Raw genomic sequence first — 12,755 nt, 5'->3', positions numbered from 1 at the left:
AAAATCTTAAGCCGCTATAAGATCTGGCGAGCCTTTATTTGCAGGTTGAAAAAGAAACACCTGTTTATTGTAAAAAGTAGATTGCTTGTGGTTATTACGCTTACGCGAAAGCGTATTTAATAACAATGCTATGATTAAACTACGAGCGTCTTTGCCGGCTAGAAAGTGATACAAATCTGCCGTTGAATCAATATCTTGAAGTGTTTTGAGAATTGTAATCTGTCCTTTGTACTCTTTTAAATACTGTTGAAAGCAGTTGGACAATTGATCTGATTGCCACGGTAGGATTTCAAAATTTTCAGCATCAAATTGCGAGTGATTTAACCCTATAAGATATAAACCACCATCTTGTGATTTACCCAAAACAGAATTTCCATTGAGTAAAGAATTTGCTGCTTTATGGATTAAATCAACAGATAATAATGGCGTGTCATTTCCGATACAAATCACCGATGTGTAGCCCAGTTTAAAAACATCTTCTATAGAGTTTTTAAATCTTAAACCAAAGCTATCGCCGCGTTGTTCTTTTTCTGTAAAATGATAATAATCAAGCCCAGAATTGCGTACTGTATTAAGAACATGATTATTTAAAACATCCATCACCGCAACGTCTACCAGTGCTTTACTGATAGCATCTACTCTTGCTGATTGAGCAAAAAGTAAAATGGCAGTTTGTGAATGATTATCAATCATATTATGCGACAACACCTTGACAACTACTACCTGCACCAGCGGTACATCCGTAACAGTGTTGAGAAATTTGAATCTTTCTATTATTTATTAAATCCTCGTTGTAATCATCAATATGTTGAATCTTATTGTCGATTTTTAGGTCGAGCATTTGATTAAAATCACAATCATATAGCCAGCCATCCCACGAGATTGAGATGGTATTTGTACACATTACATTCTCTACAGCTGCAGGATTGTAAGCATCTACTAGAGCATACATATAGTCTTCATAATTCTCACTAGCGACTAGATAATCTAAGAATCGAGCTATAGGTAAATTAGTAATTGCAAAAAGGTTATGAAATTGAATATTAAAATCTTCTAATAATGCTGCTTTCATATCTTTCTCCATACTCGCCTGATCACCTGGCAAATATGCACCACTAGGATTATATACTAGATCTAGTCTTAAATCACTACCTGGCATTCCATAACCACGCTCATTCAATTCTTGCAAAGCCTTTATAGATTTATCAAAAACACCATCACCACGTTGTGTATCGGTCTTTCCTCTAGTCCAGTGAGGCATAGAACTTACCACATGAATATTATGTTTTTTAAAAAAATCTGGTAAATCGTGATACTTAGGATTTGCTCTTATAATTGTTAAATTAGAACGCACTATAAAATCTTTAATACCAGCGGCACTTGCTTGTTCAACAAAGTATCTGAAATCAGGATTCATCTCTGGCGCTCCACCAGTTAAATCTAGAGTGTGTGCTCCTGTGGTTTTAATCACATTAACGATTTTATCCATCGTCTCGCGCGTCATAATCTCTTTACGATCTGGTCCGGCGTCCACATGACAGTGAGCACAAACCTGGTTACACATATAACCAACATTTACTTGGATAATCTCAAGTTTTTTAGGTCGTAGTGGAAACTGGTCGGTTGTATCTTTTATTTTCTTTGCAAACGATGGTAGCTCTCCATTAGAAAAAGGCTCTCCATTAAGAATAGCCATCTGCTTATTAATATTTGCTAAGTCTGAATCTCTCTTTTTTAAAGAAGTCTTTGTATTTACAGCCATAAATTATGGTCACTTTTTATTTAATTACGTAGTTATTTCTACTACGGTTTTGCATATGTAGTCAGAATATCTCACAAAACTGTCACTATTGCGCTATATGTCTAAGTCTAAAGGTAAAATATACGAGCTTGTGGGAAATATTTACAATCTTCTCTATATCTCATAAACAATTGAGAATATAGCAGTATTCCTTTAATGGTATTCAAAAATAGTTTTCAAGTCAATCGAGACGCCTATTAGAATATTTACATTTCTAATTTATTGACTTTATTCATCATTTGAACTCCATGTACTAGTGTTGCTCCAGCTTGAATTGCCCCAGCAACATGAACTGCTTCCATCATTTCACCTTTTGTGATTCCTCTTTTAAGAGCATCTCCTGTATAAGCATCTATGCAATAAGGGCAATGCACAGCATGTGATACAGCAAGTGCTATTAGTGATTTCTCGCGGGCGGTTAATTCTCCTTCTTCAAAGACTTGCCCATAGTAATCAAAAAACTTTGTTCCTAACTCTTCACTCCATTCTGTGATTTTTCCAAATTTTCTTAGATCCTTAGGATCGTAATAGGTCTTATCCATAATTATATTTTGTTACTAAAATAAGTTTATTCATTAAGGCATAAAAAAACCGCTCAACAACAGCTAAGCGGTTTTCATACAAATATATCTTATTTTATTTACGTACTTCCCATACTCTATATCCATATGGTGGGAATGTAAAGTTATAATCTGCAGGAATGTTAGATTTTGAACCTCTAACTGCATCGGTCATTTCACCAACTACGGTTGGTGCTTTAAATTCAACCAGTTGATCTGAAAAGTTTGCTACATAAATAACCTTGTGGTCATCTTTTTGCCTCTCTATCGCATAGATTTTTGAATCTTCAGTAGTATTAATACGTCTATAAGATGCCGCATCTTTACCTCCATTTAATGCTGGATTAGTTGCTTTTAAGGCTCCTAATTTTTCCATCATATTCCATACTTTTCCTTTCTCATGTGGAATTTGATCTTTTTCAAAAAACTTCAATCGTTCTGTCATACCATATTCCTGTCCTGAGTAAATTAATGGCATACCTGGTATCACATATTGTAATGCTAACATTGCTTCACTTGCGTCACCCATTCTTTCAGTAACACTACCGTTCCATGAATTCTCATCATGGTTGGTAATAAAATTCATTAAAATATCGTCTGACTGATAATTCTCTTCAACCCTTAACAAGTATTCATCCCATGAGTTCACATCAGTTTTTCCTTGTGCTAGTTCATTCATAATATGATGACCTTCCCAATTGTAACCCATATCAAAAGCATCTATAAAAAGATCTTTCTTTTCACTTTCTGCAAGCATAAATACTGGCTTTACATCTCTAATAGACTTTGCAGCATAGTTCCAAAACTCTGTAGGAACCTCATGAGCAACATCACAGCGGAAACCATCAACATTAAAAGTTTCTACCCAATAAATCATAGATGAAGACATGGCATCCCATAATTTTTTGTTTTCATAATTTAAATCTGCAGTATCAGTCCAGTCCGTTCCTTTAGGATGAATGATATTTCCTTTCTCATCTTTAGTATAAAAATCTGGATGTTTTTCAATCCATAAATTATCCCATCCAGTATGATTTGCTACCCAATCCAAGATCACAAACATCCCGTTTTCATGCGCTGTTTCTATCAATAAATTTAAATCTGCCTCTGTACCTAGGTCTGGATTAATTTTCTCATAATCTGCAACTGCATAGTAGCTGCCTAGATATTTTGCACGTTCCACAGGATCTTTTATATCTTCTACCATTAGATCTCCTTTAGCTTTTCTATTCTTTTCAGAAATAGGAAAAACAGGCATTAACCAAATTACTTTTACACCTAGTTTTTTAAGCTCTGGAATATCTTTTGTAAACTCATTGAAAGTTCCTTTTTCAGAATATTGTCTGATGTTAGCCTCATAAATGACAGCATTCTCTAGATCTTCATTTGTAATCGGTGAGTATGCACTAGAGGTGTCGTCCTTTACCTCTTCATCATGATCTTTTAAAGCGTCTTTACAAGAGAATAAGGTTATGGCTGCAAAAAGTAAAACAAGCCATTGTGATGTTGATTTTTTCATAAATAATTATTCTTGTGTTGATTCTTTTAATTTGGTTTGTATGATAGCAAAGTTACGTGGTTTTACTTGGATTTTTTTATCAGTCTCAAGCGCATTAAGGACTTTAATATCCATTAAATCAGCATTACTAGATTTAGTAAAAACGTTAAGTAGTATGGCATTTTCATTGAAATACACTGTAGTTTTTTCTCCAAAGTAAGTGCGTTCTAAAACAAACATCCCATTGGTATCACTCAATATTTGAGTTGTCCCATAAAGTAATGACATAGAGTTACGCCTCAATTCTACTAATTCTTGAACCAGTTCCTTTAAATTCAATTCACGTTGAGACAAGTCTTTAAACTTCATCATCTTACGATTATCGGGATCATTTGCACCTATGCTTCCATACTCGTCTCCGTAATAAATTACAGGCACTCCAGGAACAGTCATATTAAATGCTTGTAACATACCCAACCTATCAAAGGCTGTCGTATCACTCATATCTATCTCGCGAGTCCACCCAGCTTTTTTAGCATCTTCTTCAAAAGAAACATCGCCACTGGCATAGCTTATAAAACGTGCTCTATCTTGATTACCTGATATATTTCCCATCAGGTGATGGTGACCATAGTATTCTAATCCTTTATAGAGTGTTTCTGCCAGATTAGAGAAGTCGCCATCCGCTTTCGCGAAAGCGGAAACAGCAGCATCATACTGGTTAAAATCAAATTGTGCATCTAACATTCCTGTGCTTACATAACTGCGTATTAAATCATAAGAACCATAAGTTTCACCTATCTGATAAATAGGGCGATCGGTATTGCTACGCACCTTTTTAGTTAATGTTCTCCAGTACACCTCTGGCACATGTTTAGTAGCATCGTGACGGAAACCGTCCAATTCATAATTAGTCACCCAATAAAGTGCAGAGTCTGTCATTTTCTCAACAACCTCAGGTTTTGAGAAATCTAGTGTAGGCATAAAGGTATCAAACCAAGTTGTTAATCGCTGGTCGTCCCATCGCTCTGTGTTCAAACTACCATCTTCTAGATAAAGGTTTGTCGCCCATTCTGGATGTTCTTTGTATAATGGATGCTCTTCATGAACATGATTTGCTACATAATCTAGAATGACATTCATATCTCGATCGTGAGCTTCTTCTATGATCTCCTTAAATAATTGTTCATCGCCAAAACGATAATCAATTTCAGTATTTGAAATAGGCCAGTAACCATGGTAACCACTAAATTTTGTTCGTGGCTCAGGCCAAAGTCCATAAGCACCTTCTGGGTTTTGCGTTATAGGCGATAACCAAATGGTGTTAATTCCTAATTCTTCAAAATAACCGTCCTTAATTTTGGCCAATACTCCTGCGAGATCTCCACCCATGTAATTTGCTTTAGGTAAAATTTCTGGGTCAGGCACCGGTTTTGTATTTGAAGGATCTCCATCTAGAAAACGGTCCACCATCATAAAATATAAGACCTGATTATGAAAGTCTGATCGCGCAAGTTGAGATGGATCTTGAACTACATTCCCATCTTGTACAGGAACTAACAAATCATTTGTGCGACCATTTGCATCACTGGCATAGATTCTTACTAATTGTGTTTGAGAATTACGGTTTGTAAAATCCTTTTCTGGCAGCTCTACTGTATATGAATTACCGTTTTGAGAAGCACTTATCATTTGGTTTTCGTAAAGCACCACAATATTTTCAAGTGCTCCAGTAGTGGTAAATGTAAAGCCATTATCTAGTATTTTACCATATGCTAATTGTGCTGGCGCAGCTGTTCTAGAATTATCTATAACTCTATTAAAACCTCCCATACCGTTACTGATTACTTGAGGCTCACTACCCGTCAACTTTTCTTCTTTTCCGTTTTCAACAAAAATGTATTGAAACTTCCCTTGTGGTATCGTTGCATTATAAACCAATTGACCATTCTCTTCTATTAAATTAACGGTTGACCAGTTTGTGAACTCGCCTTTAAGTTTGACATTTTTTGAGTTACCTGTGTAAACAATAGTCATCATTCTAGAACTACTTTTAAAAACTGGGATGTCATTGCGCACACCATCAGTCCATAAGGTTACATGAGAAACATATGGCGCCACAGAGTCCATTTCTATTTTTAATGGCTCATTGTAATTGCGAGTATCTTCATTAAACAGAATACCTTTACCATAAGTGATACTATCTAATTGATTAACATCCAGTAAATAATCTGAAGTGTATACTTCTGTGCCCGATGTAGATGAATAAATAGGCGTGGTCATTGCCTCGATAATACTAGGTCTATTATCACCTGTATTCTTTTCTTCTTTTTCACCACAGCTTATTAGAAAGATTGCGATAAAAATGGTAAATAGTTTTTTCATGTTTTAATTTTCCAGTTAGCTAAATCTCACAGATACACCGAAATATAAAGGCTTACTTCATAAATTTTTAAAAAAATCTTTCTTTTCTTTTTTGATTATCTAAATCAATCACCATACTTGTTTTGCCTGGCACTTTAACAGAATCAGAGAGATTAATTTTTTGATTGGTCAGCACATCAATACCATTTTCTTTTCCATCAATTCCTTCTTTAAAACGATTAAGATTTAAGGTAATAGCTTCAGGATTATTATTAATGATGATCATAACACGGCTCTCATCATTATATCTAAAGTATACGTAACAATTATTTTCTGGTACATACTGTAATAATTTACCGGTATGCAGAACAGGTTTATTTTTACGATAATTCAATAATCTTTTAGTGAAGTCTTGAAAACCTTTTTGATAATCTGTTGGGTTTTTAAAAGCGTTTATTTCATCACCATTCCAGCCACCAGGGAAATCTCTACGTATGTCGCCATCGCCATCAGTATCTCTATTTCCAGCCATGCCTATCTCATCACCATAATATAACTGAGGTATTCCTCGAGTAGTTAAAACCAGAGTCATCGCGAGTTTATACTTCTTTAAATCACCATTATACAAACCATCACCATTGATACGATTTGTATCATGATTACCTGCAAACACTAGAATATTATCAATGTCTGGATATAAAAAATCATTGACAAAATTATCGTAGACCTTAATCATTCCTTGATCCCAATTCTGCTGATCTTCATCAAACGCCTTCATAATAGCATCGTGAAGCGTAAAATCCATGACACTAGGCAAATAAGTATTATAATCTTGAATGGCTGCAATTTTAGAGTCCTTTTGCCAGTAAGCAATTTGTGATTGATCATGCATCCACGTTTCTCCTACGATATTAAAACTAGGGTATTCTTTCATTATCGCTTTAGTCCATGCTGCAATACCTTCTTTTTCATTGTAAGAATAGGTATCCACCCGTAAACCGTCTAGACCAGCATATTCAATCCACCAGATCGTGTTTTGTATTAAATAATTTAATGCAAGAGGCTCGCCTTGATTAATATCTGGCATCGTACTTACAAACCAACCTTTCTCGGCATAAGTATCATCTATCTGAGAAACATTAGGATCCATTTGAGTGGTCTGTCTATAAGTAGAGTTTGCATATCCAGCCACAGGAAAATCTTTACCTCTATTATCATCAAATTGATGAATCCAAGTTTGAGTAGGTAAATCCTGCATCATCCAGTGCGTCGCGCCCCAATGATTGGTAACATAATCCATGATTAATTTCATATCACGTTTGTGCAACTCATCTCCTAAACGTTTATAGTCTTCATTACTACCATAACGTGGATCCACTTTATACAGATCACTTTGTGCATAAGTGTGATAAGAATAACGTTTATCATTATCTTCTAATAATGGTGTGCTCCATAACGAAGTAACTCCTAAATCCTCAAGGTAATCTAAATGATCAATCACACCTTGAAGGTCGCCACCATGACGTCCACCTTTGAAGTCTCGATTTACTTTTTCTACAGTATCATCTGTACTATCATTAGACGAATCACCATTTGCAAAACGATCAGGCATGATCAGATATATGGCATCGCTAGAATCAAACCCTTTACGTTGTGCAGATTCCTTTTCTCGTGGTAGCAATTCATATTCCATAACTTCTACCACACCATCGACAGATTCAAGATTAAAAACATAGGTTCCAGCTTCAAATCCTTTAGTATCTACTGTTATAAAAAGGTAATTTTCATTCTCGGTTTTATTAATTTCAATTAAATTAAGATCTGTTGATATCGCTTCATAATTATAAAGATCTTCTCCATACATCATGATTTGAATCTCACTCTTCTCCATTCCAGCCCACCAAAAAGGCGGTTCTATACGTTGTATATCTTGTGCTAGAGACGCTTTCGCGAAAGCGATAATAAAAAGAACACTAAGAATTTGAACTACCTTATTCATATTTTAAGCATTTACCATTTGAGGTTGTAGAGTGATTTCCTCACCATTAATTATCACGTCAACCGGTTCTGTTCCATGCGATGTTACTTGTGTGCCAGATTTATCTACCTGAACATGTAATATCTGATTGCGGAAGTTTAATTTAAAACTAAATCCTTTCCACTGCTCTGGTAACTTAGTTTCAAAACTAGGTTTATCATCGACTATTTTAAGCCCACCAAATCCTTCTACAATACTCATCCATGTTCCTGCCATACTAGTGATATGACAACCTTCTTCTACCTCTTTATTATAATCATCTAGATCAAGACGTGAGGTTCTTAAATAGAATTCATAAGCTTGATCCATACGGTCCAATTTTGCTGCTTGAATACTATGAACACAAGGAGATAATGAGCTTTCATGAACTGTTAATGGCTCATAGAAATCAAAGTGTTTTTCTAGTTCTTGTTTAGAAAAATGGTCTTCAAAAAAGTAGAATCCCTGAAGGACATCTGCCTGTTTGATATAACAACTTCTTAAAATGCGATCCCAAGACCATTTCTGGTTAATAGGTCTGTGTTTACCTTCTAATTCTTGTACAGGAATAATTTCTTTATCAAGAAAACCATCCTGTTGTAAATAGATTCCTAATTCTTCGTCGATAGGTTCATACATTTGATCTGCAACTTCTCTCCATGATGCAGTTTCTGATCCTGAAAGGTGTGTAAGACCTATGATGCGCTTATAGTCGTCATCATATCCGTCTTTTACCTTATCTAGATTTTCTAAGGCTTGATTGATACACCACTTGGCTAAATAGTTAGTATACCAATTATTATTCACATTATTCTCATACTCATTAGGTCCTGTCACACCTAGGATCATATATTTATTTGCTTTTTGAGAGAAAGTAGCACGTTGATGCCAGAATCTAGCGATGGCAATCATGACCTCTAGTCCCATTTCTGGCACATAAGAAAAATCACCTGTATAACGTACGTAGTTGTATATGGCAAATACCATGGCACCGTTGCGATGTATTTCTTCAAAGGTGATTTCCCATTCATTATGAGATTCTTCACCATTCATGGTTACCATAGGATAAAGAGCAGCTCCATTAGAAAACCCTAATTTCTCAGCGTTTTCAATGGCCTTGTCTAGCTGCTCATATCTGTATTTCAATAAATTTCTTGCTACTTGTTGATCTTTAGTAGCCATGTAGAAAGGTATACAATATGCCTCTGTATCCCAGTAAGTAGAACCACCGTATTTCTCACCAGTGAATCCTTTAGGACCTATATTTAAACGAGCGTCCTTACCTAAGTAAGTTTGGTTTAATTGAAAGATATTAAAACGTATCCCTTGTTGTGCTTTAAGATCACCGTCTATAGTAATATCTGCCATTGCCCAAATTTGAGCCCATTGCTCAATCTGACCTTGCAATAATACGTCATATCCGGCTAATGTAGCATGAGTCAAGACTTTTCTTGCAGCATCAAACAATTCATATTGTTGATGATTAAGACTAGAACAGTATCCAGCATACTTTCTTAAGGTTACCGTTTCACGCTCTTGAAGCTCTATACTAGCGGTATGGCGTATTATTTTAGTATTTTGTTCTAGATGATTTGCATATTGCAAATGCTCACCATTCTGAACTAGCTCTGATTGCATGAAGGTACATACATGAAAGTTAGTTTTATTAGTACGGCTGCGTATAAAACCTTGATGATCTTCAGAAATCAGTTCTTCTATTTCCCAAAATGCATCATCCCAATTTGAGTCCTCGTTAGTAATTCCGGCATCTAAATATGGTTGAAATTCTATTTTTACATCACCTTTAACCGCACTGACTTGATAATCAATCACTCCTAACTCATCAATCTCTAAACTCAAAAATCTACGAGCAATTACTTTTATCGCCTTATCATCAGAGAAATGAGCTACAAATGTGCGTTCATACCAACCTTCTTTCATATTCAACTCGCGTCGGTAATCCGTCACTTTATCTACTTGATTTAAATCAAGCGCTTCTCCATCAACAAAAACATCAATACCTATAAAATTAGGTGCGTTAAGAACTTTTGCAAAATATTCTGGATAGCCATTTTTCCACCATCCTACTCTTGTTTTATCTGGATAGTAAACTCCTGCGACATAACTTCCTTGAAAAGTTTCACCACTATATTGTTCTTCAAAATTAGCACGTTGTCCCATGGCTCCATTCCCTATAGAGAATAAACTTTCACTTGACTTTACTAAGCCAGGACTCCATCCTTCTTCTATGATGGACCATGCGTTGGGTTTTATATATTCCTGATTCATTCCTTATTCTTATTCAATAGTGTGTTTATATAATCTTCTGGCATGTCTGTAAAGTGATTAAAAACTTCATCTGCCTCGTGTAATATGTCTTTTTCTCCTAATCCAATGGAAATCATGCCTGCTGTATTTGCAGCTTGCACACCAGCGACACTATCTTCAAATACGATACTATCATGTGCATGGTATCCCAGCTGACTACAAGCACTGAGAAACACCTCTGGATCTGGTTTTGCTTTAGTGACATTAGTACCATCTACAATAACGTCAAACAAATTTTTAATGCCTAACTTTTCTAAAATGGGCCTCGCGTTTTTACTAGCACTACCTAATGCGATAGGCTGATTTTTACCCTTTAACTCTAGAAGAAAGTTATGGACTCCAGGCATAATATCTGATGTATCTAATGTTTTAATTAGATCTAGATATTCTTCATTCTTTTGGTCCATTTTCTCCTGAAAAACTTCAGCAGTAATTGTCTTATTTCCCCATTCAAGTATTTTCTTCAATGAGTTTACTCTAGAAACTCCTTTGAGTTGCTCGTTCTCTTCATGAGTAAAGTTGATTCCTAAAGATGCTGCTAACCGTTGCCATGCAATAAAGTGAAATTTTGCAGTATCAACAATAACACCATCAAGGTCAAATATGAATGCTTTTTTATTCATTATCTATAGACGGCTGATACGTAATCGCCTTTTTATTTGTGATTAATAAATTTGAAAATGCAGCAATAATTAAAAATATTCCTGCGATGGTCATAGCGTGTATTGATTCCTCTCCTATTAAGTTTTGTAAGAAGACAACACCACCTATAGCGGCTATGATTTGTGGTATAACGATAAACATATTAAAAACGCCCATCATTAATCCCATTTTATGCGACTCTACCGAGCTTGAAAGCATGGCATAAGGCATAGACAAAATACTTCCCCATGCAATCCCTATTAAACTGAAAGAGATAAGCAATTTATCTGGTTCACCTGGTATGAAAAACATGTATAAAAACCCTAATCCACCTAAGATTAAACTGGCCATATGAATATATTTCCTATTGATACTATTGTATGCAGTATAAAAAGTTAATCCTAGTGCAAACACCATAGAGGTCAATCCATAAATACCCATTTTAGAACCTACATCATCTGAAGCTTCATTATATGATTTATCCTGTTGCTTATACTCTAATGCTTTGGCATCATTTAAAAACACCACTTCATCATTAGCATCTCGCATCGTTATTAATTCTCCATTATCATCAGTTGTAGTTTTAGCAAACTCAATAACATCTGGCTTAGGAGCATTGTAGATATGTGAAGTTAAAGCAGGATTTGCAAGCGTCCACATAGCAAAAAAAGCAAACCAAGAAAAAAACTGCACCACACCTAATTTTTTCATAATCAGTGGCATCAGTGCATAGGTTCCTGATATGGTTTCCCACATTCCTTTCTTTTCTTCAGGTTCTTTTTCGGCGTCATCAAATTGTGCGAGTTCGGCTGGAGAGTATTCTTTTGTTGTAAAGATGGTCACCAAAATTGCTGTGATAAAAACAAAAGCACCAACTCCAAATGCAACCTTAACTGAATCTGGAACAACGCCAGATGGCGCTTCATTTGATATTTCCAATGTATCATTTACCCATTTCGGTAAATTACTGGCTACCCAAGTACCGACACCTATTATTAATGTTTGAACTACAAAACCATAGCTGCGTTGAGATTCTGGTAATTTATCTGCCACCAGAGCACGGAATGGTTCCATAGAAATATTAATAGAAGCGTCTAGCACTAATAAAAGACCAGCAGCCATCCATACCTCAGAAGAATAAGGCATAAATAATAAGGCGATAGAACTGAGAATGGCACCTATTAAAAAGAAAGGTCTTCTACGCCCTAGATTTTTATGCCAGGTATTATCACTTAAATAACCAATAATAGGTTGCACGATTAAACCAGCAAGTGGAGCTGCAATCCATAGTAATGGGATCTCATCTTTATTTGCTCCTAAAGTCTCAAAAATACGTGACATGGTAGAGCCCTGTAGGGCAAAACCGAACTGAATACCCAGAAATCCGAAACTCATGTTCCAAATGTTCCAGAAACCTAACTTAGGTTTTTGCATATCGTTATAATTTATAATGACGATAAGCCTTATGACTTATCAAAACTTAATGTGTGTGAAGAAGATAAGTTTTGATAGTTTGTCTAATCATTTACATTTTTAGACGGTCGC

9 protein-coding genes are annotated in these 12,755 nt (G+C 35.5%); all 9 read right to left on the bottom strand.

Annotated features, from left to right (window positions below):
- Positions 1-6 precede the first annotated feature (6 nt).
- The 9 genes from R1T42_RS13595 to R1T42_RS13555 all read right to left on the bottom strand — a co-directional run bounded on the left by R1T42_RS13595 (position 7) and on the right by R1T42_RS13555 (position 12,644).
- Positions 7-693 (bottom strand): TIGR04282 family arsenosugar biosynthesis glycosyltransferase, encoded by a 687-nt coding sequence (locus R1T42_RS13595; RefSeq protein WP_317290702.1) that lies wholly within the window; start codon positions 691-693, stop codon positions 7-9.
- A 1-nt stretch (position 694) separates the two neighbouring features.
- Complete coding sequence (gene arsS, locus R1T42_RS13590) at positions 695-1,762, bottom strand: arsenosugar biosynthesis radical SAM (seleno)protein ArsS (protein WP_036582554.1); 1,068 nt, start codon at positions 1,760-1,762, stop codon at positions 695-697.
- A 245-nt stretch (positions 1,763-2,007) separates the two neighbouring features.
- The gene (locus R1T42_RS13585; RefSeq protein ID WP_006796759.1) at positions 2,008-2,343 is read right to left on the bottom strand and encodes an arsenosugar biosynthesis-associated peroxidase-like protein; all 336 of its coding nucleotides are present in this window, start codon (positions 2,341-2,343) and stop codon (positions 2,008-2,010) included.
- 94 nt (positions 2,344-2,437) lie between these two features.
- A complete protein-coding gene (locus tag R1T42_RS13580; RefSeq protein ID WP_317290701.1) occupies positions 2,438-3,880 on the bottom strand; it encodes an alpha-amylase family glycosyl hydrolase in 1,443 nt (480 codons plus the stop codon).
- 6 nt (positions 3,881-3,886) lie between these two features.
- Positions 3,887-6,244 (bottom strand): alpha-amylase family glycosyl hydrolase, encoded by a 2,358-nt coding sequence (locus tag R1T42_RS13575; RefSeq protein ID WP_317290700.1) that lies wholly within the window; start codon positions 6,242-6,244, stop codon positions 3,887-3,889.
- 67 nt (positions 6,245-6,311) lie between these two features.
- Complete coding sequence (locus R1T42_RS13570; RefSeq protein WP_317290699.1) at positions 6,312-8,222, bottom strand: alpha-amylase family glycosyl hydrolase; 1,911 nt, start codon at positions 8,220-8,222, stop codon at positions 6,312-6,314.
- 3 nt (positions 8,223-8,225) lie between these two features.
- Positions 8,226-10,529 carry a glycoside hydrolase family 65 protein gene (locus R1T42_RS13565; RefSeq protein WP_042245679.1) on the bottom strand — a complete coding sequence of 768 codons (2,304 nt, stop codon included), beginning with the start codon at positions 10,527-10,529 and terminating at the stop codon, positions 8,226-8,228.
- Positions 10,526-11,191 (bottom strand): beta-phosphoglucomutase, encoded by a 666-nt coding sequence (gene pgmB, locus R1T42_RS13560; protein ID WP_317290698.1) that lies wholly within the window; start codon positions 11,189-11,191, stop codon positions 10,526-10,528. The genes R1T42_RS13565 and pgmB overlap by 4 nt, the downstream gene beginning before the upstream one ends.
- Complete coding sequence (locus tag R1T42_RS13555) at positions 11,184-12,644, bottom strand: MFS transporter (protein ID WP_036582568.1); 1,461 nt, start codon at positions 12,642-12,644, stop codon at positions 11,184-11,186. Before R1T42_RS13555 ends, pgmB begins: the two co-directional genes overlap by 8 nt.
- Positions 12,645-12,755 lie beyond the last annotated feature (111 nt).

This window comes from Nonlabens ulvanivorans, from assembly GCF_032922765.1.
Lineage (GTDB): Bacteria > Bacteroidota > Bacteroidia > Flavobacteriales > Flavobacteriaceae > Nonlabens > Nonlabens ulvanivorans.
Note: the sequence above shows the minus strand (reverse complement) of the source record. Positions and strands in the feature narration are given on the sequence as shown.

What these genes read in the sequence shown, in the direction of transcription:
- R1T42_RS13595 (WP_317290702.1), bottom strand. Translation starts at nt 693, where the DNA reads ATGATTGATAATCATTCACAAACTGCCATTTTACTTTTTGCTCAATCA.
- arsS (WP_036582554.1), bottom strand. Translation starts at nt 1,762, where the DNA reads ATGGCTGTAAATACAAAGACTTCTTTAAAAAAGAGAGATTCAGACTTA.
- R1T42_RS13585 (WP_006796759.1), bottom strand. Translation starts at nt 2,343, where the DNA reads ATGGATAAGACCTATTACGATCCTAAGGATCTAAGAAAATTTGGAAAA.
- R1T42_RS13580 (WP_317290701.1), bottom strand. Translation starts at nt 3,880, where the DNA reads ATGAAAAAATCAACATCACAATGGCTTGTTTTACTTTTTGCAGCCATA.
- R1T42_RS13575 (WP_317290700.1), bottom strand. Translation starts at nt 6,244, where the DNA reads ATGAAAAAACTATTTACCATTTTTATCGCAATCTTTCTAATAAGCTGT.
- R1T42_RS13570 (WP_317290699.1), bottom strand. Translation starts at nt 8,222, where the DNA reads ATGAATAAGGTAGTTCAAATTCTTAGTGTTCTTTTTATTATCGCTTTC.
- R1T42_RS13565 (WP_042245679.1), bottom strand. Translation starts at nt 10,529, where the DNA reads ATGAATCAGGAATATATAAAACCCAACGCATGGTCCATCATAGAAGAA.
- pgmB (WP_317290698.1), bottom strand. Translation starts at nt 11,191, where the DNA reads ATGAATAAAAAAGCATTCATATTTGACCTTGATGGTGTTATTGTTGAT.
- R1T42_RS13555 (WP_036582568.1), bottom strand. Translation starts at nt 12,644, where the DNA reads ATGCAAAAACCTAAGTTAGGTTTCTGGAACATTTGGAACATGAGTTTC.